Raw genomic sequence first — 22,205 nt, 5'->3', positions numbered from 1 at the left:
GATGGGCCACATCGACGATGTCCGTTCTTGAAGGCGAAGCCGACCTGCCGGTTGAACGTCCGGGCTTCTCACTTTGACCCAACACGGACATTCGATGAGGTTGTGGTGACGCCTGCAGTTGGCCTACCTTCGGGTTGAGAAGCCGGGGGCGAACAATGAATGATAGCGGCAAGAGCGAAGAGCTTCACGAGGGCGGATGCTTGTGCGGCGCAGTACGATTTCGGACCGTGGGAGCGCCGATAAAGGTCACGGTTTGTCATTGCCCGCTCTGCCAACGTACCTCCGGTAGCGCATTCACTGTCGAACTGATTTTTCTTCGAAAGGCCGTAGGCTTCGAAGGTGTCCCTTCCAGCACGTACACGTATCGCTCGCCAGATCACGGACGACTGCTACACTACAACTTCTGCCCAACTTGCGGCACTCGCCTCGGCGTAACCCTGGAGCGGTTTCCCACTCTTCAGATCATTTACGCCGGCGTTTACGATGATCCATCTTGGGTAAAACCTGACTCGCACATCTTCACGCGCAGCGCCGCGGCATGGACTCTCCTTCCCGAGGATGTTGACTGCTTCAGCGCCAATATGATGGACGAACAAGGCAGTCCTCAAAAGCCACTCGCGCGGAAGGTCTGGTGAACTGCACGCGGTCAAGCTCGGCATTCCCGGCAATGTAGCCGAATGACCGCTGTTGGCACTTTCCGGACATGACTGGTCTCACTGGCAATGTCCGCTCACGGGGCGGAAGCAGCCATCAAGCATTCGCAGTTTGAGGCTGCTTGTGGTCCATCGGCGCGCGCCGTCTATTATGGACGGATCGTACAGAAACTAAAACCGGGAATGCGCGATTGCAAATACGCTCGCACCGGGCCGTCGCGCGGTCCCCGCATCGGATTTTCGGCCTTCACAGTACCTTGCCGCCGACTGCGCAGGTCGCCATCCTTCGACGGTCCCGCGCCGACAGTCATCACGCCGCGTCGGCCTGCACCCGGTGCGCTTACCCCTGTTGGGTCAGTTGCTGCATAATCTGTTGAAACATTTGGGCCGGATCGTTCTGACCACCCCCACCACCGCCCGTTCCTCCGCCTGTGATTTCCAGCACTTTGACCGCCACCAAGGGGAGCCGCATAAAGCCGCCAGACACCGCATCGAGTTCCTGCGCATTCAGAACGTCGCTCACATTGATTGCTTCGGTCATCACAGTTCCCCTTTGATTTAACCAGCGCGATCATCCGGGCTGGTGCGGCCACATTTAGCGACACCGCTTTTGTCGCGATGTGACGGAGATCACATAGCCAGCGCTCGCGCGCATCGCGTCATCACGACCGGCGACGACAACGCCAGTATCACGGCGCGGACGGCGACCGATTGCGGACGGCATCACGTCATCTCGACGCGGACGATGGCATGGCAAGCTGGTCACTTCGCCCGTTTGAATACCAACTCCAGTGTCACACCTGCGGGTGTGCGCGGGTTCGTGAGCTTCAGTTCCTCGTCGGTAATCGACGTGACGATCCGGCGCTGATTGGGCGCTCCGACGAAATTCGGAACCGAACTCGTCTCGATGTTGAGGTGAGCCGTCTTCGTGCTTTCGTCCACCGTGTAAGTCCCGGTGTAGGCAACCACGCCCGACGCGACGGCCATGGCTTCCTCGGGGGACGGTCGTGCTGGATCGCCCGACGCATACTTCGGCACCTCGGTGCGCACCGTAATGAAGTGGAAGCGGCCGTCTGGCGTGTAGGTCACCGCGCCTTGGGCGCTTGGCCGCGGCACGGCGCTGCCATCCTCGCGCTTACCTGTGCTGGATACGTAAATCCACGTGCCGACGAGTTGATCCTTGAGTGACTTTCCTTGCGCCACGCTGCTGCCTGGGAAAGCAGGAATTGTGACCAACGCGATTGCACAGAGGCCAAATACGCAATGCCTGTTCATGAGACCCCCTAAAGTTGGTCCAGCCACGGTACAACAAAAGCTGGTGGCCAGACCAGTTTCCCATTCATCGCAGCGTCGCGTCTTGCAGGATCGGCGCCTAGCGGCGGCACTGGCAACCCTGGCACCCAACAAGCCGGGAGATGGGCGACACCGGCGGGCGACCGGGACCGCAGCCGAAGGCACAGGAAGGCGTACATCGCGCCGCCAGCGCAGGGCTACAGGACACCGCGCCCGCACCGGCAGCACGCATAGGTCAACCGTGCTTTCCAGAAGATAAGCGACAGGCGCGAGGATTGATTAGGAGCGCCGTACAGCGCGCCGCTAGCGCAGGGCTAAGGAACAATCGACGGATGGGGCAAGACTTCGCGCTTCAGTGGTCCTCTTCGTCAGTCTTACGCGGCGAGGATTTGCGCGATGGGGCGGGTGCGCCGAGTTCCTGGCAGGGCAGTTCGGTCCACGATCCATCTGATGTCTGCTGGTAGGAATGGCAGGACGATGACGCCGGCTGCTCGCTCGTCTTCGGCGTGTCGGCATTTTTGGCAAGTCCGGGTACTGCCGCCGCGAGCAGGGCGGCTGTCGTCGCCACAAAGATCGCGTGTCCTAACCGCATGGAAATTCCCCTTTTTGAAAACAGAGTTCCTTTCGTAGCGGACATTGTGGAATTTTTTGGACAGGCGTTGCGCGCACGATAGTTTGATTAATGATCTCCAAATCGTGCGCGCTCGTTCACAGCCGCGTGACGCGCAACCGCAGGGCATTGCCGACGACGCTGACCGACGACAGCGCCATGGCCGCAGCGGCAATGATCGGCGACAGCAGGATGCCGAAACCGGGATAGAGGATACCCGCGGCAATCGGGATGCCGGCGGCGTTGTAGATGAAGGCGAAGAACAGGTTCTGCCTGATGTTGCGCATGGTGGCCTGCGACAGTTTTCGTGCGCGGACGATGCCGCCAAGGTCGCCCTTCAAGAGCGTGATGCCGGCACTTTCCATCGCCACATCGGTGCCGGTTCCCATGGCGATACCGACTTCGGCTGCCGCCAACGCCGGGGCGTCGTTGACGCCATCGCCGGCCATGGCGACGATCCGCCCCGCCTTCTGCAGCCTGGCGACCACGGCGCTCTTCTGATCCGGAAGCACTTCGGCCTCGACGTCTGATATGCCGAGTTGCCGTGCGACGGCTTGCGCGGTGGTTCTGTTATCGCCGGTCAGCATGATGACCTTGATGCCTTCTTCCGCCAGCGCGCTCAACGCCGCTTGTGTTGAAGCCTTGACGGGATCGGCGATGGCGAACAATCCGGCAAGTTTGCCGTCCACCGCGATATTGATGACGGTGGCGCCATCGGCGCGCATGCGCTCGGCATCGGAATCCAGCGAATGGGGATCGACGCCAAGCGAATTCACGAACTTCGAATTGCCGAGCAGAACCGATTTGCCGTCGACCTTGCCGGTCGCACCTTTGCCGGTCGGCGAGTCGAACGCCTCGACCTTGCCGAGTTCCAGTCGACGTTCCCTTGCGGATCGCACGATGGCGTCGGCGAGCGGATGCTCGCTGGCAAGCTCGACGCTGGCGGCGAGCCGCAGGATTTCGTTCTCGTCGAATCCTGAGGTCGCCACGATTGCTGTAACCTTCGGCTTGCCTTCGGTCAGTGTGCCCGTCTTGTCGACCACCAGCGTGTCGACCTTTTCCATGCGCTCCAGGGCCTCGGCGTTCTTGATCAGGACGCCGGCCTGCGCGCCGCGCCCGACCCCGACCATGATCGACATCGGCGTCGCAAGGCCGAGCGCGCAGGGGCAGGCGATGATGAGTACGCTCACGGCGGCGACGAGGCCAAACGCCATGCGCGGCTCCGGCCCGAAATATGACCAGACGCCGAAGGCGATCAGTGCCACGGCAATGACCGTGGGCACAAACCAGCCCGCAACCTGATCGGCGAGCCGCTGGATCGGTGCGCGCGAGCGCTGCGCATCCGCCACCATCTTGACGATCTGGGACAGCAGCGTGTCGCGGCCGACTTTCTCCGCGCGCATCACGAACCCGCCGGACTGGTTCAGCGTGCCGGCGATCGCCTTGGCTCCGGCCTCCTTGGTAACCGGCATGGATTCGCCCGTTACCAGCGACTCATCGAGCGAGGAGCGGCCTTCGAGAATGACGCCGTCGACCGGTACTTTTTCGCCGGGGCGGACGCGCAACATGTCGCCGACCGCGAGGCTGTCGATGTCGACTTCATGGTCGGCGCCGTCTGCACCGAGGCGGCGCGCGGTCTTCGGCGCCAGTTGCAGCAGGGCCTTGATGGCGCCCGAGGTCGCTTCTCGGGCGCGCAGCTCCAGCACCTGACCGAGCAGGACAAGCACGGTGATGACGGCAGCAGACTCGAAATAGACCGCGACCGCGCCGCCATGGCCGCGGAAGGTGGCCGGGAAAATTTGCGGGGCGATGGTGCCGATCAGGCTGTAGAGATACGCGACCCCGGTGCCAACAGCGATCAGCGTGAACATGTTGAGATTGCGTGTCAGCAGCGATTGCCAGCCGCGCACGAAGAAGGGCCAGCCGGCCCAAATGACGACAGGCGTCGCGAACGCGAGTTGAATCCAGTTTGACAGCGCCGGGTCGACGAGGCCGTGACCACCGACCAGATGCCCACCCATCTCGAGCACAATCGGTGGCACCGACAGCACGAGGCCGATCCAGAAGCGCCGCGTCATGTCGGCGAGTTCGGGGTTGGGCGGCGTATCGAGGCTCGCAACCTCCGGCTCCAGCGCCATGCCGCAGATCGGGCAACTTCCGGGCCCGACCTTCCGGATCTCGGGATGCATCGGGCAGGTGTAGATCGTGCCGTCGTCGGTGGCTTGGGGGACGTCGGCCTTCCCAGCAGTTTTCTCCAGATACTTCCTTGGATCGGCGGCGAATTTCGCTTTGCAGCCCGCCGAGCAAAAGTGAAACGTCTTCTCCTGGTGGTCGAAGCGATGTTTGCTGGTCGCGGGATCGACCGTCATTCCGCAGACGGGGTCGAGCACCTTGGCAGCGGCGTGGTGATCATGATGGCTGTGGTGCCCGTCATCTGTGTGGGCGTGATGATCGTGGCCACCGCAACACGATTTGGAAGTTGCGCCGTCCGGATTGGCCTTGGTGTCCGGGGTCTTGCTTGCCGGGTTCTTGTCGTGGTGGCTCATCGCGAATGCAGTCCCTTGCAACCCATACCCTATAGGGGTATATAGGCCGCATGAGAAAAGACATCAAGGCATCCTGTCAAAAACGTCTGAGCCGCATCGAGGGCCAGGTCCGCGGCCTGTCCCGGATGGTGGACGAGGACCGCTACTGCATCGATATCGTGACGCAGATATCGGCGGTGCGCGCCGCGCTCCGGCGCGTCGAAGAAGAAGTGTTGAAGGATCATGTCTCGCATTGTGTCGAACACGCGATTGCGAGCGGTGACAAGACGGATCAGCGCCAGAAGATATCGGAGTTGATGGCGGTCATCGGCCGTTCTGACCGATAAGACGCGATCGCGTCACTGTCGGCGACGTGCAATCGCGCCGGCAACGGTCTGCATGGTGATTCCCAAGACCCAGCCGATCATGATCATCCAGGTCCAGGCGAGGTACGGATCGTGACGGAGCACGATCACGCACACGGAGGCAAAGGCGGCGCCCGCGGCGAGGAACGTGCCGACCGCGCTGAGCAATTCCGGCGCGTCGATCTTGCCATCCCAACGCCCGTCCGACGGCTTGCCATTGTTGTAGAAGGGACGTTGCGGGGTGTCGATGCCCAGATAGAATCCGACTGCGCCGCCGAGCATCATCAAAAGCAGGAAAGCCTGGGACGTGAACCGCGCGATGCTGGTGCCGACGAGTGCAGCCACAAACAATCCGCTTGCAGCGCCGGCCATCGCAAGGCCAAGGCGCTCCAGTACGTGTGCGGTCTTTCTGACGCGGGTTCGCATGCTGGCTCCCGCAGACTGTGAGCAGGGAGGTTAGGCCGTTTTGGTGCCGGTTGAAAGACGTCTACAAGTTGAAAGACGTCTACAAGGAGAAGTGATACGCGCCGACGGATCCGCGTAAGCGGCGGCTACGGATAAGCGTCCTGCGCCAGCCAGTTCGGTGAATCGGGCCGCGCCACCGTCGTGCAAAACGGGCGCTAGTTCTTGGCGCGGATGAAGCCTGCAAGCCTGCCCTTCTGGGTCTGGCACCAGGTCGTCATGCCGACACGCCTCTGGTCGAGGTCCGTCGTCCTCGTCGCGATGGCGACCTCCTGCAAGAGCAGGTCATCGGGGCGCTCACCCATTTTTCCGCCGGTATGCACGTATGCAATGGCCTTTCGGACTTGCTCGGTGGTGCCATCCGGCTGCTGCATCTCCTGGGCCTTCTGCACCAGATCCTGATACACGACATCCGTGCCGGGGCATTCCACCTTGGCCGCGAACGCCTGCAACACCATCGTCACATATTCCGAGCGAGGGCCGGCATGCGCCGTCGTCGCAACGAGAACCAAACCAACTAGCAACGCAGCACCGCGCATCATGACCTCCCTGGCACTTTCCTTAGGCTTTTCCGGTTTTGGGGAGGCTAGCGCCGACGGCAGCCCGGCACAACCTTCGGAAAGCATCTGGCGCATCAAAGCGCCGTCAACTCGCCCTTTGCCCAGATCTCGCGCAACTTGAACTTCTGGATCTTGCCGGAGCCCGTCAGTGGAAACGCCTCGACCACGAACCAGTGTTTTGGCGTCTTGTGCGGGGCCAGCGAGGCCCGCATGTAGGCCGACAGTTCCTCCTTGTCGATCACGGCACCCTGCGCCGGGCGGATGAAGGCGGCGACTTCCTCGCCCCATTTTTCGTGCGGCAGTCCGACCACGGCGATCTCGCTGATCTTGGGATGGCGGAACAGCAGTTCCTCGAGTTCGCGCGGATAGATGTTCTCGCCGCCGCGGATGATCATGTCCTTGAGCCGGCCCTCGACGGTGCAGTAGCCGCGGGCGTCCATCGCGCAGAGGTCGCCGGTGTGCAGCCAGCCATCGGCGTCGATGGAAGCGGCCGTGGCGTCCGGCATTTCGAAATAGCCGAGCATGACGTGGTAGCCGCGCGTGCAGAACTCGCCGATCTCGCCGATCGGCATGGTCTGGCCGGTGTCGGGATTGACGATCTTGTTCTCCATGTTCGGCAGCGGCAGGCCGATGGTGCCGGCCTTGTCCTCGATGGTGTCTGACGTCTTGGTCATCGCCGCCACCGGCGAGCATTCGGTCTGGCCGAACACGATGGTGAAGGGTGCGCCGAGTTCTTTTTCGAACCGCGTCACCAGTGCGGCCGGCACGGTCGAACCGCCCGAGCAGATTGCCTTGACCGACGACAGGTCTGTCGTGGCGAAGGAGGGATGTTCCAGCATCGCCACCAGCATGGTGGGAACGCCGACCATGGCGTTGCCGCGATAGGTCGCAAACATTTCCAGCACGAGGCCAGGCTCGAACGCTTCGATCAGCACCTGGGTTGCCGCGCGCGACACCGCGCCGAGCACGCAGCAGACGCATCCGCCGGTGTGGAAGAGCGGCATCGTGGTGACGAATACGTCGCCGGGCTCGACCCCCATCTGCACGGCGGTATCGGCGCCGTTATTGGCAAGCCCGCGGTGATGCAGCAGCGCGCCCTTTGGGAATCCGGTGGTGCCTGACGTGTACTGGATCATGACCGGATCGGTCGGCTTGACGTCCGGCAGCGCGATACTGTGGTCGTCGCCGGCGGCGATGAAGGTAGCCCAGTCGTCAAACGAGATGATCTCGCGCAATTCCGGGCAGCGCGGCGCGACCTCCCGCACCGTTTCCAGCATCGGATTGCCGCGGAACGCCGGCACCACGAAGACGCCGGCCGCGCGGGACTGCTTCAGTACATATTCGACCTCGTTGGCCCGAAAACCCGGATTGACGGTGACCAGCACCATCCCGGCCATCGCAGCGCCGAACTCCATCATCACCCATTCCGGCAGATTATACGCCCAGACGGCGACCCGCTCGCCCGGCTTGAAGCGGCGGAGCAGGGCGCGCGCCGTGCGCTGCGCCTCGGTGTGAAGCTCCGCATAAGTCCATTGCCGGCGCGCCGCGGGATCGGGGACACCCGCAATCAGCGCGAGCCGGTCCGGCGCTGACTGCGCGGCCTGCTCCAGCAACTGGCCGAGCGTGACGTCGCGGACGGTGGTGGAAACACCCGCGACGTGAGATTCCTTCAAGGCCATTGTCTCTCCCATGGGGTCTTTGCCGGTATGATGCCGATTTGCGGCAATTGACCGGACTATGGCATCCGCCGCTTGTGTTTTGCAGCCGGGTTCCGAAAGAAATTGTGGTTCTTTCCGGTTGATACGGTTCGTTTCGCTGGGCGTATTGGCGCAGACCGGTGCGCCGACTTATGCTTGACCGCGATACCGTCTGGGAGAACGCCATGAGCCTGCTCGGCAATCCATTCGACCCCGCACGCGAGGCGGCGCTGGTGACCGGCGCCGGCAACGGCATCGGCCGGGCCATCGCGCAGGCGCTGGTCGGCGAGGGCGTGCGGACCGTATTCGCTGATATCAGCAAGGAGCGGGTCGCGGCTGCGATCAAGGCTTTGCCACGGCCGGAACTGGCCGTGCCGTGGGTCGGCGATCTCGCCAGCGCCGCCGCGCGAGAAACGCTGCTGAAGGACGCGCAATCCGCCGTCGGGCGGGTGACCCATTTCGTGCACAGCGCCTCGCCGCCGCGGCGCGAGGCGGATCATGCCATGGCCGTCAGCACTGAGACCTGGGCGCAGATGCATGCGGTCAATCTCGAGGCCGGCTTTCACCTTTCGCGCGAACTGGCGCGGGGGCTGATCGCGGCGAAACAGCCCGGCTCGTTCCTGCTGCTGACCTCGCTGCATTCAGGCACGCCGCGCAATCTGCCGCATTATTCGACCGCAAAGGCCGGGATGGCGATGCTGGTGAAGGAGCTCGCAAAAACGTTCGGCCGCTACGGCATCCGCGTCAACGCGCTGGTGCCCGGCGCGATTGCCGCCGGCGGTTTTGTTGCCGATCCGTCGCTGGCAAAACACATTCCGCTCGGCCGTCTCGGGGAAGCCAGCGACCTCGCGCCGCTGGCGCTGGCGGTGCTCTCGAACCGGGTGTCGGCCTATGTGACGGGCTCGGCGATCACAATCGATGGCGGCTTGTCGCTGACCAACTGGTTTGAGCCGCCGGAGCTCGGAGAAATGTGAGGCGGAACCCGGATGAGGAGTGCCCGGCGTGGAACGAGCGGGCCGGTTCGGCGGTTCTCACAACAGGCCGCAGCCCTACAGGGGAACCGGTTCCTGCGGCGCCAACCTCAGGGAGCGCGACATGACATCCGAGATGCAAATCCACACCATCGCGCGGCAGATGCTCGAGAAGCATGGCCCGGCGGCGATTGCCCAGGCTGCGCAGAATGCGGTTGCCTGCGAGCGGAAGGGCGAGGCCGACGAGGCCAGCGAGTGGCGCCATATCGAGGACGCCATGAAGATGATGCGAGGACCGCATCAGAGCTGACGGTGTCCCGGCGTTCGGTCCCGGAGGATGACGGCAGTGAACCCTTTTCCATCCACCGCGACCAAAGGGCATGGAAAACATAGCTCAATACATCGGCGTGACGCTGATACTCGGCGTCTTCGTCTGGGGCATGATCGGCTTCTATCGCGGCCTGTCGATGCCCAGGAATGAGCATCGTCTGGATCGCACGGGCGATACCTGGTTGAGCTGAGCCAGCCCGATAGCGAACCCCCGGCGGCCGTGTTAGCCTGCCGCCACAATGACCCATCGCATTCTGGTCCTCTACGGCTCCTATCGCTCTGACCGCATGGGCATCCGTCTCGCTCAGTTCATCGTCGAAGGCTTGCGCGGCCGCGGCGACGATGTCGAGCTGATCGACGCCAAGGCGGTCGGCCTGCCAATGCTGGACCGGATGTACAAGGAGCATCCGAAAGGCCAGGCGCCGGCGGTGCTCGAAGAGCTCGCCGGAAAGATCCGCGGTGCCGATGGCTTTGTCTTCATCACCGGCGAATACAATTGGGGCATGCAGCCCGGCCTCAAGAACCTCACCGACCATTTTCTCGAGGAGTGGTTCTGGCGCCCGGCCGCCATCGTCAGCTATTCGGCCGGCCGTCTCTCCGGTGCCCGCGCCGCTACCGCCTGGCACGGCACGCTCTCCGAGATGGGCATGGTGGTGATCTCTTCCACGATCGGGGTCGGGCCGATCGCGCAAACCCTCTCAGACGACGGCAAGCCGACCGGCGAGGCCGGCAAGGCGCTGGAGCGGGCGTTCCCCCGCTTTGCGGATGATCTGGCGTGGTGGGTGGAAGCGGCAAAGGCGCAGCGGGCGAAGAAGGCGCCTCCGTATTGAGCCGCTAAGTCAGATCGCAGCAGCGGCTGCCGCGCCATGCTTGGCGTACCATTTCGGCCCCCGGCCGCGCATGTAATGCCGCTCGGGCCGGTAGCTGTCGAACGCGCGGTCAATCAGGCGATACCACCCCGTGACGATTCGGTCGAGGCGGTGGAACAGCGGCCTGGTGATTTGCGCGGTGCTCATGACAATGCTCAGTTCGGCTTGCCGAGAACGGACGAGAAGGAGAGCTCGAAGATCTCGTCGTCGAAATCGTCGCTGACATGCACGACCCAGTCGCGCCAGTCTTCCGCGCTTTCTTCCATGATCAGCGATCGCACCACGCAGGCGGCGCGGTCGCGCGCCTCGGCGAGGTTGCTCACGACAGCGCCGAACTGATCGACGCGAACTTCGCGGGAGCTGGAGCAGTGGAAATAGACCTGGGCCATGTCGGTCTCCTTCACCAAGCGAATCGAATCTGTGTCTCAAAGTAACAGCGGCGGATTCCGCTGGATATTCCGGTAGAATCCCGACGGGGAATTACGGGCATGTCCCGCAACGTGACAGCAAACCTACCTGGACGAATCGTGCGGTTCCGTGATTCACATCACTCTGATTCTGTTAACGTTCGATTAACCAAACTCGCGCAGGATTTCCGCCATGGGATCGCAGCGGAACCGGATTCGAGCCGGCAGTTGCAAGAGAGGCCGGTGGCGTAACGCCCGCCGGCCTTTTCTCTTTGTGGCACGTGATCGACTTCCGGTTCGAGCTTCAAGCAAGCGTGATTGCTGATCCCCTCCAGGGATTCGCTCACGCAGGGATGACGGAGGCATAGCGGAGGAGCAGGCGATGACTTACGCCCGCGAATTGCGCGCAAACGTCATGCTGATCTCGGAGCGCGTCTTGCTGACGTTGGAGAGGATCTCGCCCATCAGCTTCAGGTTGGCCATCATCTCCTGGATCAAGAACCCGCCCGCCACGCGTTCGAGCTGCTCGGCGGTAAGCTCCTGCGCCTTAGTATCACGATCGTGCGTCATGGCGGTCTCCTGTGGGTTGGCCGTAAGTGGATTGCATCCGCGTGCATAGGTTGGCCTGGCGGCGCGGACCCGGCCGTGATCCGGATCACGTTCTGGCGGAATCCGGCTTTTGCTTCCCCCTCGTTGAGCTTCACCGAGGCAGGTCGCTGGTTGGGTTACTTTCGGCGGACAAGTCGCTTAGTTGTGTATGCAAGGGGATCGCTTAGCGGGTGTTCGCGTCGCCTTCTTTCAGGTAGCATCGGCGCATGAGCGAAACCGATACCTTGTTTGCCGCCCTGCGCCAGTCGGCCGACGAAACCATCGTGGACATGTTCGAGCGCATGGTGCGGGACGCGCCGGACCATGCCCTGAACAAAATGAACGCATTGGAGATCGCAACCAAAGAGGGCCTCGACGAGGAGCGGGTCATCGCAACACTTTTGAATGCGGTCGGGCTCGGCATGTTCGAGATGACATGGAACGTGATGTGCCCGAGTTGTGCCGGGGTGCTTTCCGCCAATAAGAGCCTGAAGACGCTCAATAGCGCGCAGTACAATTGCGCGTTCTGCGCCGCGGGCTATGAGACGACGCTCGACAATCTGGTCGAGGTGACCTTCACGGTGAGCCCGCGTGTGCGCAAGATCGCGGCCCATAGTCCTGACGAATTGTCGGCGGCCGAATATTATCACCAGATATTCTGGAGTTCGGCGATCGATCTTCCCGGCGACGTCGAGAAGCTGCTGGGGGAGGTCACGCTTGAAATGGTCGACTTGCCGCCGGGCGAAAGGGCCATCCTTTCGCTGCAGGCGCCGGAAGGCACGTTGATCGTGTTCGATCCCGTGACGCACGCGGCCCAGTTCATCGAGGTCAAGGGCGAGGAGACCGGCGAGCGCCAAAATCTGTCCGTGATGTTCAACAAGGTCCAGGTTCCCGTCGATACCGTCGCCTTGCGCCCCGGGCCGCTGCGGCTGGCGCTGGAAAACCGTACCGACGGCCGCGTGTTGCCGGCGGTATGGGTGGCGAACGCGGCGCTGGACGCCATCCTGACGCGACGCAAGCCCGTGCTCACGGCAACGCGCCTCCTCACCAACCAGACTTTTCGCGACATCTATCGGACCGATACGCTCGCGATCGGCCAGAGGCTCAAGATTCTGAGCCTGACGTTCTTGTTCAGCGACCTCCGGGGCTCCACTGAACTCTATGAACGCGTTGGCGACCTCACGGCCTTCGATCTCGTCAACGAGCATTTCAGGCTGTTGCAGGAGATCATCGCGTCCGAACGGGGCGCCGTCGTCAAGACCATTGGCGATGCCGTGATGGCGACCTTCGAGACGCCGGACCGCGCCATTGCCGCGGCGATCCGCATGCGCGAGGCGATGAGCGACCTTGGCGCCGAGCGGCAGCATCAGAGCCTGAGCTTGAAGATGGGTATCCATGAAGGGTCGTGCCTCGCGGTAACGCTCAATGCCCAGCAGGACTATTTCGGCCAGACGGTGAACATCGCCTCGCGGGTCCAGGGCCTTGCGGCGTCACGCTCGATCGTGGTGACGGAGCAGGTGGTGGAGAACGCGAAAGCCCGGTCTTTGCTTGAGACCAAGGGGCTCAAGCCAACACCCAGAAGCGTGGCGTTGAGCGGGATTGCGGACAAGGTGTCGGTCTACGAGATATCCTGATTAGGATTGGCAACACGGAGACGAAGCCATGAACAAGCCCGTGCACGTCAACCCGCCCGAACTGCGTTCGACCTTCGTTGCGGCATCTTCGATGCCCTGGCAGCCAACGGACTTCGACGGAATTCAGATGAAGATCCTCTACAAGGACGACGAAGGGCGCTCGACCATCCTGTTCAAGATGGCGCCCGGCGCGGTCGTGCCGCTGCACGAGCATACCGCGCTCGAACAGACCTTTATGCTGGAGGGATCGCTGGAAGATGCGGAGGGCAGCTGCGGCGCGGGTGACTTCGTGTGGCGGCCCGGCGGCAACATCCATGTCGCGCATTCGCCCAACGGGGCGACTTTCCTCTCCGTTTTCAATCGGCCGAACCGCTTTTTCGATGGCAGCAAGTTTTTCACGTCGGACGAGCGGAAGTAGGACAGGGCAGGGCGGTAGAGCCGAACGAGAATCCGCCGTCAGCGGTCATCCAAGGCGGCGGATTACGCTAGCGCTGATCCCACATCCCGCCTGCGACACCCACGAGAGCTGTGACCCAATCACCACACCCCAACGGAATTGCGCTGGCGGGGCGGGGTCTGACGTTTTCCGGCCCCGGTTCCGCCCCGATTGGATTCGGACGATGGGCCGTGCTGGTTTTCGGCTTGGGCTGGGGCGCAAGTTGGGGATCGCAACATGTCCATCGACCGCGCTGCTACTTCGAACGTCGACATCGGAACGAACCGCACTCAACGCAAGGCGCCGCCTTGGATGCCGGCCGCGGGGAAGGTTATGCGGCTGCTTGCCGTTGGCGTGGCAGCGGCATCGCTGGCGGCCTGCTCGCAGACCTCGGGCGTCAGCCAGAAATCTGAATTGCGCGCCAGCCGGGTGGCGTCGCTGGACCACGATCGAATGTCATCGCCCATGATCAAGAGGCGCGTGGCGGCGACAAGAAAGCACACCCGGTTTGCGTCGCGCAAAGATGCAGGCAAACCCAAGACGACGGCCTCGCATGGGGTGGCGAGTTTCTACACCGAGGGCACCAAGACCGCGAGCGGTGAAAGATTCAACACGATGGACATGACCGCGGCGCATCCGACATTGCCGTTCGGCACCAAGCTGCGCGTGACGGATGTCTCGAGCGGCAAGTCCGTCACGGTGCGGGTCAATGACCGCGGTCCCTACGTTCCGGGGCGTGTGGTCGACGTCTCCTATTCCGCGGCCGACGCGCTCGGAATGGTCGGAAAGGGCCTCACCAATGTCAAACTCGACGTGGTGCAGTAGGGGACAGGGACAGGCTGTCGCTGCACGTCAATCGAGCAGCAGGCGGCCGACAGGCTCGCTGCGGTCGGCGCTTCCGCTTCGGACCACCACGATCTCACCGCTTGCCGGCGAGATCGTGGTGAGGGCCAGGATGTTCGCGCCGTGCGTCACGACCAGAAGGTTGCCACGGCCGGTCCATTTGCCGATCACCGCGCGGGCACCGGCGGTCAAAGCCGCTGTCTGATCGCGCAGCACGACCACATTGCCGAATGTCGGTGCGGCTTCGACCGGTCCCAGTTCCAGCAGGGTTGCCGTGTCCATGCAGCGACACCATGGCGAGGTGAGGATTTGATCGACCGCGATCCCCTCCGACTTGAGCCGCGCGCCGATCCTTCTCGCGTCGGCGCGGCCCTTGGCGCTGAGATTGCGCTGGGTGGCGCAGTCATCGATCCGGAAGCCCGGCGGATCGCCGACGCCACCCGGCGCATCGGCATGGCGCATCAGTGCGACATGCCCGCCCGCACGCAAGGCGGACCAGGCCGCGGCATCGTCGGCGCGCGCGATGTCCGCCGCGGCGGCAAGGGCGAGGACGAGGGCGACGATGGCGAAACCGTTGCGGCGCATGGCGGCGACCTTCTCAAAGATAGGCGATCAGACGCCCGGCGCAGACGGCGCCGAGCCACAGCAGCAGCGACAGCAGCGCAGTAACCTTGGCGCCAGAAGGTGCTTCATCGCGCCAGAGCGCCACGCGCCGCCACGGGCCGGCATGGGCGATCACGACGTTGACCAGGGCGGCTGCGATCAGCAACAGCTTGGCCTGGAAAGCCGGGTTGCGCACCACGTGCGACGCGTCCGCGCTGAACAGCAGGAAGCCCATGCTGATCGCCAGCAGAAAACCGATGCGTGACAACGGCAGCAGCAATTTCGCCATCGGCGCGATCGGGATTGCGCGCCCCCATCCGAGTAGCCTCAAATCGAGTGCCAGGATCGATCCCACCAGCACGACGAAGCCGAGGATATGCAGGATTTCGACCGCGGGATAAAGCGCGGGCGACGAGCGCATCAGATGACCCAGCGCGCTTTCCTGCAAGGCCAGGAAGATCGACGCGGCGGGTTGCTGTTCCACGCGGGCTTATCGCAATTCGATGCGCTTGCCGTCGAGAACGACGTATTCGATGCGCGCTTCGTCCGGCTTGCTGGTATGGGGATAGCCGAACACGGTGCAGGTCTTGCCGGGCGCGATGAGGTCCGCGGTGATGCCGCGCGCCTGCATGCGCGAAGGCGGCGCCAGCACGAAATGCCAGTGCTTGCCGTCGACCTCCATCTCGATCTCGCAGTGCGGGTTCTCGAAGGTCGATTTCAGGATCTTGCCGGTCACGGTGAACGATTTCGAGGTGTCGTATCCGCCCCAGCCGTGATGGGCGGCCGCAGCGCCTGGCGCAAGGGCAGCCGCTAGCGAGAGGAACAGGCGTCGGGTGATTGTTGTCATGACGGCCTCTGCACGATGGAGGACAACACCGATCCGCGCCGGATTCATAGCGGGTTTTGCATGACCATTCAAATGATCCGGAATAATGCACGTCGCCATCAGGGCGCCCGAGGAGGCAACGATTGAGCCCGTCAAAAGTTCTATACGCGAAGTTCGAGGAGCGCCGTCCGGTTCATTGCCGCGGCAGTGCGGCAAAGCCACAAGGAGACCGGCGGTGCGCAGGATTGAGGATCAAAGTTTTCTGCTGTTGCTGCTCGTGGTCAGCATCGCGTTTGGCTGGATTCTGAAACCATTTTACGGCGCTATTCTCTGGGCCACCGTCGCAGCCGTCATTTTTGCGCCGCTGAATCGGAAGCTGCTGGTCAGGACGGGCGGGAAGCCAGGGATCGCTGCCCTGGTTACGGTCCTGATCATCATCGCAATGGTCATTTTACCCCTGGCGATGATCGCGGCCTCTCTGACGCAGGAAGCCTCCAATCTTTACGCCAAGGTCCAATCCGGAGAGTACGACTTCGCCCGCTACATTCAGCGAATATTCGATGCGCTGCCGGCCTGGGCCACCGGTCTGCTTGATAGCTTCAACCTGAACAATCTCCCGGCCGTTCGCGACTGGCTGGCATCCGGCGCTATGAAGGGTGGACAGGTCCTGGCGCCCCAGGCGCTCAGCATCGGCATGAACACTTTCGACTTCATGATTGGCCTCGGCATCATGCTCTATCTTTTGTTTTTTCTGTTGCGTGACGGTAAAGCGCTGGCTGAACGGATCAAGCGGATCGTCCCCCTTCGCGCAGATCAAAAGACGGCACTCTTCGGCAGATTCGCCGATGTCGTCCGCGCGACGGTGAAAGGTGGCATCCTGGTTGCCATCGCCCAGGGCACGCTTGGCGGGCTGGCGTTCTGGTTTCTGGGGATTCACGCGCCGCTTTTATGGGCGGTGTTGATGGCCTTCCTGTCCCTTCTGCCGGCCATCGGCTCCGGCCTGGTCTGGGTGCCCGTTGCAATCTACCTGTTGGCAAGCGGCGCCGTGTGGCAGGGCGTTGCCCTGATCGTGTACGGAGTGCTCGTCATTGGACTGGTGGACAATCTTCTCCGTCCATTCCTGATCGGGAAGGATGCCAAGCTGCCAGACTATGTCGTGCTGATTTCCACGCTGGGCGGCATTGAAGTGTTCGGCTTGAATGGCTTTGTGATCGGCCCGGTGATTGCAGCGATGTTCATGGTGACCTGGGAGAGTTTCTCCACCTCCCGGCAGGGCAACGCCGCCGGGGCTACGGGCTAACTCGCCAATTGGCCGCTTGCTGGCCGTTGTCACAGTTCTGTCATGGTCCTTGCTTGGCAGCATACGGGCTATGGAGAATTTTATCGATAGTGGATCGTTCGATGCGTCGACGTCAGTTATTTAGGCTATATCTGTATGGATATATCGAGGTCTAGGCTATATTTTACTGGATATATCGAGCCGTGCGTCGAACAACGTGCGAGTTCCCTAAGGTTCCCGTGAACAGAATATTAGGATCAACCAGCGATGGAAAGTTCCATCGGCGCACTTGAGATTGCAACTTAAGGTTTTTTTAAAGCGCTCTCCCTCAAATCGCAGCCAGGTGTCTACACAACCAGATCGATCTCGCGTCGGTCTGTCGCCGCCTGCATTGCATCGGGTGATGACGATGCCGGGCACTGTCCTGGAGTCGCAATTCATGAACTTCCCTGCAGCGCTCATCTCCGCAGGTCTGGGCGCAGCATTCCTGGCGGCCGAGCTCACCTTCTATTATCAGCCCGCCTGGATCAATCCCGACTACGCATTGGGCTTGATCTTCTCCATGCGCCATTCGAAAGCGCGCACCGCAGTCTCGCGTTTGCTGATCAACCCGCAGTCGGCGGAATTCAGCACGCTGCGCTCGGTGGAGGAAAACGCCGCGAAATATGTTTGCGGGGCCGTCAAGGCCAAGGATAAATCTGGAAAATATGTCGACTTCCGCAGCTTCGTTTACACCGTGGCGACGGACTCTGCCCGCATCGATGACGATGGTTTGATTTCGCATAGGCACGGCGCGTTCAGGGCTTGCCCGATCTCGCCGGAAGACAAGGTATCGCCCGACGGGCAATCGATGGTGAAAGCCATTGAGAAGGTCGTCCCGTCCGTCGTCTCCTCGGCCATGTCGACCATCGGGACACAGATGCCGGCGGGAGGCGGGTCCGGAGGGTCACTGGAACAACAGGTTGGCCACATGGCCAACCAGATGACGGGAGGCCCACTGCCGGGAAGCTCGTCGGGCTCGGGAAGCTATTCCGGTTCTGCAAGCTCTTCCGGCTCAAAGTCCGGTTCGGCGGGACAACAGGCCAATTTGTCCTCCAACGCCGTGCTCGACAACGAGAGCGGCTGGAGCAGCGACCGGCCGCCGGCCGCATGGCCGACGTTTCCCCTGGATCACCCGCTGGCGCGGTCGGCGCCGAAACGGACCGCGGGCCAGGCGATCGCGCTCGCAAAAAAGATCGAGGACCGCTGGGAGCAAGCGAAATCCGGTAACGCGAAGGCCCGTCCTTCATCCGACGAGATCCAGGAAGCCTGCCGCGCGCTGCTTACGGTCAGTCCGAAAGACAGCAAGTTTCCGAAGGCGTGGGCCGCCTTCGTGCGTTTACGAAAAATCGACCGCGAGACAGCTTGACGTTACCTGCATGCTACGTCCGTCTCCCGGACAATTCCTTGCCGCGCTCCGCCAGCTTCACCATCACCTGCAGCGCCTGATTGGTCGGTGTGGGAATGCCGAGTTCAGCGCCCTTGCGCACCACATAGCCGTTGAGAAAGTCGATCTCGCTGGGCTTGCCGCGCGCCAGATCCTGCGCGGTGGACGACATCTGGTTCGGCATGTTGGCGGGAATCTTCATGATGTGCCCGGTGATGTCGTCTGGGATCGCGACCCCGCTGGCACGGGCGACCGCGATCGCCTCCTGAACCGCGCGGGCGACGACATCCCTGGTGCCATCGACTTCCAGCATCGGTCCGTAGGAAATGCCCGCCACGGCGGACAGCGCATTGAAGGCGCAGTTGATGATCAGCTTGCTCCACAGCGTGACTTCGATGTCGTGCGATATCGTAACGCCGACGCCGGCGGCTTGCAGCGTTTGCGCCAGCGCTTCGCTGGCGGCCGAGGCGCCGATCGCAAGATCGCCGCCGCCGTGATGCCGGACATGGCCGGGACCGGCCATCTCGCTGCCGACATAGACGACGACGGGAATTACGGCGTGGCCGGTGATGGCGGCGAGGCGCGGCGCGTTGTCGACGCCGTTCTGCAGGCTGAGCACGGAGGTTTCCGGCCGCAAGCGACCGGCCAGCGACCGGCCGGCCTGCTCGGTATCGGCCGACTTGACGCACACCAGCACCAGATCCGGCGAGGCGAGGGCGCCAGCGTCGGTTGCGGCTTTGGCGGGCAAATGTCCCTTGAACGTCTTGGTGTCGAGCAGCAGGCCGTTTGCGTTGATGGCGTCGACATGCGGCTGCCGGCCGATGAACGTCACCTCATGTCCGGCCCGCAGCAGCAATCCTCCATAATAGCAACCGACCGCTCCGGCGCCGACGACCGCGACTTGCATGCTGTTCCTAGCCCTTGAAGGTGGGCTGGAGTGGATGCACGTAATCCTTAAAGCTGTCAAAGCCCTTCCACACCGGCTCGGGCGCCTCATATCCGGCGCGCGGCGCGTAAACCGAGGCATCGTTGAGCTGCATGTCCGGGATGTAGCGCGGACAATTCGGAAAGATCACGCGCGCGGCGACGCGGACGATCAGCTGCGCGCCGACGGTGCTGGCGAGCAGCGGATCTTCGCGGCTGACGGTTGCCGTGCCGTTGACCCGCAGGCGCTGCGGCCTGCCATGCATGGCGATGAACAACAGGCCGACATCGGCGTTCACCAGAATATTGCCGAGGCTCTTGAACATGCCATTGCCGTCGTAATCGGGGAAAGCGAGTTCGGACGGCCCGGTGACGGCTACGAAGCCCGGCATGCCGCCCTTGAACGAGCAATCGGGCCGGCCCTCGGCGTCGGCGGTTGCCAGGAAGAAGTACGGCTGGTTCTCGATGAACACCCGGTCATCAGGTGTGAATTCCTCGCGGGAAAATTCCTCCAGACGGTCGGAAATCCGGCGGCTGTCGAACTGATCCTGCAGCCGGCGATTGCCCTCGTGAAACATGACGGTATCGGTCATCGCTTGCCTCCTCGGTCACAGGGCGGTCGGACAGGTGCTTACAGCAGCTTTGCCAGCACCGCGACCAGCTCGGCCTGCCGGTGCACGCCGGTCTTGGCGAAGATGCTCTTGAGCTGGCTCCGCGCGGTCTCCTTTCCGATCCCGAATTGATCGGCGACGTTTTCCAGGGACGCGCCGAGCGCCAGCTGGGTCGCGAGCCTGGCTTCCGCCTGGGTCAGGTGAAACACCGTACGCAAGTTCGTTTCCGGCGTTGGAGACCGGCTATCGGGATCGATCAGAATGACCATGGCCTGGCAATCGGCCAGTGCATTGGCGGTCGAATTCGAGAGTCTCGCCGGGTACGCAAGCAGCGGCCGGCCGGTCGCACGAGGCAACGCGACCGGCGCGGAAAGTCCGCCGGTCGGACGCCACAGCAAATTGTGAAGGGCGCGGTTCAGGGCCGTCGTCGCCCGCGTATCTCTTGCGGTCAGCTGGCCGTTTACGATCCTGATATCATCCACCAGAAGGCGTTCGGCCGACGCATTGGCCTTGAATACATGGCCATGGCGGTTGATCAGGACCACCGCCGTGCCGCTCATTTCAAAAGCTTCCAGCGCGCCGGCGGCGGCGGAAGCGCTGAGCGCGCGGGCGATCGCGGCGCCGGTCGAAAGCCGGCTCGAGATCCGCGCCAGTTCGTCCTTTTCGTCCGCCGAAAAGGGTCCCTGATCGATCGTTCGCTGCAGCGCCACGGCCCAAAGGTCATCGCCGCAAGCAACCTTAATACCGGCGTACCAGCGCAGGCCGTGCGGTGCGAGGAACTCCTGGTAGTAGGGATGTTTGGCGATCTCATCGGCGCTGTGGCCGTCGAAATCGTCGGCGACCCCGCGCTGCGTCAGGGTCGGGACGGTGCGCATTCGCTCATCCTGCAAGTGCCATCCGTCCCGGAAATAGTCTTCCATCACTCCGGAAACGTTTTCGGTATAGGGGACATTCGGGAGGGCGTCGCCCGACAGGGGCAGCATGACGGCCCCAAAGCTCCCGGTGGCCGAGGCCACGGAAGTCAGCGCCTGGACCCAACGCGTAGGATCAAGGCCGGCTTCGGCAAATTCCTGTTCGGCGGGGCCGAAATTCCACGCTGGCAAGGGTTCTCCCGGTCGCAAGCTAGAATCTGAAGCTGCCCAGAAATACGCCGGGGTCACTGGGAAGGCAACAACCAGCCCAAATTTGCGGCGCTAACCTTACCCCGAGCGGATGCCTAGGCGCTACCCAGGATGTCGGACAGCGCGGACAACAACCGGTCGGTTTGCCCGTCGGTGCCGACGGTGATCCGCAGATAGTCTGATATCCGGGGCGCTGCAAAATGGCGGACGATGACCGCGCGCTGGCGCAGCGCCGCGGCCAACGCCGCGCCCTGATGCGCCGGATGACGCGCGAACACGAAGTTGGCGGAGGACGGCAGCACGTCGAAGCCAAGCCGTGCCAAGCCTTGGGTAAGCCGCTCGCGGCCTTCGATCACGCTTGCGCGGCTCTTCTGAAACCAGGCTTCGTCCTCCAGTGCGGCGATGGCCCCGGCCTGGGCGGGGCGGCCGAGCGGATAGGAGTTGAAGCTGTCCTTTACCCGCGTCAGCGCTTCGATCAGGCCGGCGTCGCCGATCGCATAGCCGACGCGCAAGCCCGCGAGCGCCCGCGATTTCGACATGGTTTGAACGACCAGCAGGTTCGGGTGCGAAGCGACCAGCGGGATCGCAGTCTCGGCGCCGAAATCGACATAGGCCTCGTCGATCACAACGGGCGCGTCGGGATGTTGCTCCAGCAAGGAAGCGATCTCGGCCCGCGACAGCGCCACTCCGGTCGGCGCATTAGGATTGGGCACGATGATCGCGCCGGCGGTGCGGCGATAATCGGCGAGCCGGATCCGCATGGCCTCATCGAGCGGCACGGCCTCATAGGCGATGCCGAACAGGCGGCAATAGACCGGGTAGAAGCTGTAGGTGATGTCGGGGAATAGCAGCGGCGCATCGTGCTTCAGGAGGGCAGCGAAGGCGTGGGCCAGCACCTCGTCCGAGCCGTTGCCGACGAACACCTGCTCGGGGCGCACCTTGTGGTAGGCGGCGAGGGCCGCGCATAGCGCGGACGCCTGCGGGTCAGGATAGAGGCGCAAGCTATCGGCGGCCTCGCGATGGATTGCCTCCAGCACGCGCGGGGAAGGGCCCAGCGGGCTTTCATTGGTGTTGAGCTTGACCAGATCCGCGATGCGGGGCTGTTCGCCCGGCACATAGGGTTTCAGGTCGTGCGTCAGGCGGCTCCAGAAACGGCTCATTTATTCTCCAGC

General features: G+C 62.9%; 28 protein-coding genes. 11 read left to right on the top strand and 17 right to left on the bottom strand.

The features are described from left to right. Positions 1 to 155: 155 nt before the first annotated feature. On the top strand, positions 156 to 635 hold the full coding sequence (locus tag JQ597_RS38425) for a GFA family protein (RefSeq protein WP_212262175.1): 480 nt from the start codon (positions 156 to 158) through the stop codon (positions 633 to 635). Between the two features lie 358 nt (positions 636 to 993). On the opposite strand, the gene JQ597_RS01580 is transcribed toward JQ597_RS38425, so the two are convergent. From JQ597_RS01580 to JQ597_RS01565, 4 genes are all read right to left on the bottom strand, one after another. Then, the gene (locus JQ597_RS01580) at positions 994 to 1,194 is read right to left on the bottom strand and encodes a hypothetical protein (RefSeq protein ID WP_212262172.1); all 201 of its coding nucleotides are present in this window, start codon (positions 1,192 to 1,194) and stop codon (positions 994 to 996) included. 221 nt (positions 1,195 to 1,415) lie between these two features. Beyond that, a complete protein-coding gene (locus JQ597_RS01575) occupies positions 1,416 to 1,856 on the bottom strand; it encodes a lipocalin-like domain-containing protein (RefSeq protein ID WP_212262169.1) in 441 nt (146 codons plus the stop codon). A gap of 442 nt (positions 1,857 to 2,298) precedes the next feature. Continuing rightward, positions 2,299 to 2,538, bottom strand: a complete 240-nt coding sequence (locus JQ597_RS01570; protein WP_212262166.1) for a hypothetical protein — start codon at positions 2,536 to 2,538, stop codon at positions 2,299 to 2,301. A 116-nt stretch (positions 2,539 to 2,654) separates the two neighbouring features. Further along, the gene (locus tag JQ597_RS01565) at positions 2,655 to 5,102 is read right to left on the bottom strand and encodes a heavy metal translocating P-type ATPase (protein ID WP_212262163.1); all 2,448 of its coding nucleotides are present in this window, start codon (positions 5,100 to 5,102) and stop codon (positions 2,655 to 2,657) included. 50 nt (positions 5,103 to 5,152) lie between these two features. Between JQ597_RS01565 and JQ597_RS01560 the strand changes: the two genes are divergently transcribed. Continuing rightward, on the top strand, positions 5,153 to 5,428 hold the full coding sequence (locus tag JQ597_RS01560) for a metal-sensitive transcriptional regulator (protein WP_192739747.1): 276 nt from the start codon (positions 5,153 to 5,155) through the stop codon (positions 5,426 to 5,428). A gap of 12 nt (positions 5,429 to 5,440) precedes the next feature. On the opposite strand, the gene JQ597_RS01555 is transcribed toward JQ597_RS01560, so the two are convergent. From JQ597_RS01555 to JQ597_RS01545, 3 genes are all read right to left on the bottom strand, one after another. After that, positions 5,441 to 5,872 carry a hypothetical protein gene (locus JQ597_RS01555; RefSeq protein ID WP_212262160.1) on the bottom strand — a complete coding sequence of 144 codons (432 nt, stop codon included), beginning with the start codon at positions 5,870 to 5,872 and terminating at the stop codon, positions 5,441 to 5,443. A 194-nt stretch (positions 5,873 to 6,066) separates the two neighbouring features. Continuing rightward, the gene (locus JQ597_RS01550) at positions 6,067 to 6,447 is read right to left on the bottom strand and encodes a hypothetical protein (protein WP_212262473.1); all 381 of its coding nucleotides are present in this window, start codon (positions 6,445 to 6,447) and stop codon (positions 6,067 to 6,069) included. 95 nt (positions 6,448 to 6,542) lie between these two features. Beyond that, a complete protein-coding gene (locus tag JQ597_RS01545; protein ID WP_212262157.1) occupies positions 6,543 to 8,147 on the bottom strand; it encodes an AMP-binding protein in 1,605 nt (534 codons plus the stop codon). Positions 8,148 to 8,350: 203 nt separating this feature from the next. Between JQ597_RS01545 and JQ597_RS01540 the strand changes: the two genes are divergently transcribed. The 4 genes from JQ597_RS01540 to JQ597_RS01525 all read left to right on the top strand — a co-directional run bounded on the left by JQ597_RS01540 (position 8,351) and on the right by JQ597_RS01525 (position 10,296). Further along, positions 8,351 to 9,139, top strand: a complete 789-nt coding sequence (locus JQ597_RS01540; protein ID WP_212262154.1) for an SDR family NAD(P)-dependent oxidoreductase — start codon at positions 8,351 to 8,353, stop codon at positions 9,137 to 9,139. A gap of 121 nt (positions 9,140 to 9,260) precedes the next feature. Next, positions 9,261 to 9,446, top strand: coding sequence for a hypothetical protein (locus JQ597_RS01535; protein ID WP_212262152.1), 186 nt, complete (start codon positions 9,261 to 9,263; stop codon positions 9,444 to 9,446). Between the two features lie 70 nt (positions 9,447 to 9,516). Beyond that, positions 9,517 to 9,657 carry a hypothetical protein gene (locus JQ597_RS01530; protein ID WP_212262149.1) on the top strand — a complete coding sequence of 47 codons (141 nt, stop codon included), beginning with the start codon at positions 9,517 to 9,519 and terminating at the stop codon, positions 9,655 to 9,657. A 48-nt stretch (positions 9,658 to 9,705) separates the two neighbouring features. Continuing rightward, complete coding sequence (locus JQ597_RS01525; protein WP_212262147.1) at positions 9,706 to 10,296, top strand: NADPH-dependent FMN reductase; 591 nt, start codon at positions 9,706 to 9,708, stop codon at positions 10,294 to 10,296. A 9-nt stretch (positions 10,297 to 10,305) separates the two neighbouring features. On the opposite strand, the gene JQ597_RS01520 is transcribed toward JQ597_RS01525, so the two are convergent. The 3 genes from JQ597_RS01520 to JQ597_RS01510 form a co-directional block, all read right to left on the bottom strand. Next, complete coding sequence (locus tag JQ597_RS01520; RefSeq protein WP_212262144.1) at positions 10,306 to 10,482, bottom strand: hypothetical protein; 177 nt, start codon at positions 10,480 to 10,482, stop codon at positions 10,306 to 10,308. Between the two features lie 8 nt (positions 10,483 to 10,490). Continuing rightward, a complete protein-coding gene (locus tag JQ597_RS01515; RefSeq protein ID WP_212262141.1) occupies positions 10,491 to 10,724 on the bottom strand; it encodes a DUF6894 family protein in 234 nt (77 codons plus the stop codon). A 405-nt stretch (positions 10,725 to 11,129) separates the two neighbouring features. Beyond that, positions 11,130 to 11,312, bottom strand: coding sequence for a hypothetical protein (locus tag JQ597_RS01510; protein ID WP_212262138.1), 183 nt, complete (start codon positions 11,310 to 11,312; stop codon positions 11,130 to 11,132). 245 nt (positions 11,313 to 11,557) lie between these two features. On the opposite strand from JQ597_RS01510, the gene JQ597_RS01505 reads away from it, so the two are divergent. From JQ597_RS01505 to JQ597_RS01495, 3 genes are all read left to right on the top strand, one after another. Beyond that, positions 11,558 to 12,964 (top strand): adenylate/guanylate cyclase domain-containing protein, encoded by a 1,407-nt coding sequence (locus tag JQ597_RS01505; RefSeq protein WP_212262135.1) that lies wholly within the window; start codon positions 11,558 to 11,560, stop codon positions 12,962 to 12,964. Positions 12,965 to 12,992: 28 nt separating this feature from the next. Beyond that, positions 12,993 to 13,382, top strand: coding sequence for a cupin domain-containing protein (locus JQ597_RS01500; RefSeq protein WP_212262133.1), 390 nt, complete (start codon positions 12,993 to 12,995; stop codon positions 13,380 to 13,382). 255 nt (positions 13,383 to 13,637) lie between these two features. Next, a complete protein-coding gene (locus JQ597_RS01495) occupies positions 13,638 to 14,225 on the top strand; it encodes a septal ring lytic transglycosylase RlpA family protein (protein WP_409363314.1) in 588 nt (195 codons plus the stop codon). A gap of 27 nt (positions 14,226 to 14,252) precedes the next feature. On the opposite strand, the gene JQ597_RS01490 is transcribed toward JQ597_RS01495, so the two are convergent. From JQ597_RS01490 to JQ597_RS01480, 3 genes are read right to left on the bottom strand one after another with little or no spacing between them, the layout of a single operon-like run. Beyond that, positions 14,253 to 14,828, bottom strand: a complete 576-nt coding sequence (locus JQ597_RS01490; RefSeq protein WP_212262130.1) for a histidine phosphatase family protein — start codon at positions 14,826 to 14,828, stop codon at positions 14,253 to 14,255. A gap of 13 nt (positions 14,829 to 14,841) precedes the next feature. After that, complete coding sequence (locus JQ597_RS01485; protein WP_212262127.1) at positions 14,842 to 15,330, bottom strand: DUF6644 family protein; 489 nt, start codon at positions 15,328 to 15,330, stop codon at positions 14,842 to 14,844. Positions 15,331 to 15,336: 6 nt separating this feature from the next. Then, positions 15,337 to 15,693 carry a DUF6152 family protein gene (locus JQ597_RS01480; RefSeq protein ID WP_212262124.1) on the bottom strand — a complete coding sequence of 119 codons (357 nt, stop codon included), beginning with the start codon at positions 15,691 to 15,693 and terminating at the stop codon, positions 15,337 to 15,339. 214 nt (positions 15,694 to 15,907) lie between these two features. On the opposite strand from JQ597_RS01480, the gene JQ597_RS01475 reads away from it, so the two are divergent. Together JQ597_RS01475 and JQ597_RS01470 are read left to right on the top strand one after the other, a co-directional pair. Beyond that, positions 15,908 to 16,972: an AI-2E family transporter gene (locus JQ597_RS01475; protein ID WP_212262121.1), complete on the top strand. Its 1,065-nt coding sequence runs from the start codon at positions 15,908 to 15,910 to the stop codon at positions 16,970 to 16,972. Between the two features lie 418 nt (positions 16,973 to 17,390). Then, the gene (locus JQ597_RS01470; RefSeq protein WP_212262118.1) at positions 17,391 to 18,359 is read left to right on the top strand and encodes a hypothetical protein; all 969 of its coding nucleotides are present in this window, start codon (positions 17,391 to 17,393) and stop codon (positions 18,357 to 18,359) included. Between the two features lie 13 nt (positions 18,360 to 18,372). Here JQ597_RS01470 and JQ597_RS01465 read toward each other — a convergent pair whose 3' ends face one another. The 4 genes from JQ597_RS01465 to hisC all read right to left on the bottom strand — a co-directional run bounded on the left by JQ597_RS01465 (position 18,373) and on the right by hisC (position 22,193). Continuing rightward, positions 18,373 to 19,284 carry a ketopantoate reductase family protein gene (locus JQ597_RS01465; protein WP_212262115.1) on the bottom strand — a complete coding sequence of 304 codons (912 nt, stop codon included), beginning with the start codon at positions 19,282 to 19,284 and terminating at the stop codon, positions 18,373 to 18,375. Positions 19,285 to 19,291: 7 nt separating this feature from the next. After that, a complete protein-coding gene (locus tag JQ597_RS01460) occupies positions 19,292 to 19,894 on the bottom strand; it encodes a pyridoxamine 5'-phosphate oxidase family protein (RefSeq protein ID WP_212262112.1) in 603 nt (200 codons plus the stop codon). 38 nt (positions 19,895 to 19,932) lie between these two features. Continuing rightward, positions 19,933 to 21,015, bottom strand: a complete 1,083-nt coding sequence (locus tag JQ597_RS01455) for a helix-turn-helix transcriptional regulator (protein ID WP_212262109.1) — start codon at positions 21,013 to 21,015, stop codon at positions 19,933 to 19,935. 113 nt (positions 21,016 to 21,128) lie between these two features. Continuing rightward, positions 21,129 to 22,193 (bottom strand): histidinol-phosphate transaminase, encoded by a 1,065-nt coding sequence (hisC, locus tag JQ597_RS01450; protein WP_212262106.1) that lies wholly within the window; start codon positions 22,191 to 22,193, stop codon positions 21,129 to 21,131. Between the last annotated feature and the right edge of the window lie 12 nt (positions 22,194 to 22,205).

It is taken from the genome of Bradyrhizobium sp. AUGA SZCCT0177, from assembly GCF_018130125.1.
Taxonomy (GTDB): Bacteria; Pseudomonadota; Alphaproteobacteria; order Rhizobiales; family Xanthobacteraceae; genus Bradyrhizobium.
This window is presented reverse-complemented; position numbering and strand designations above follow the sequence as displayed.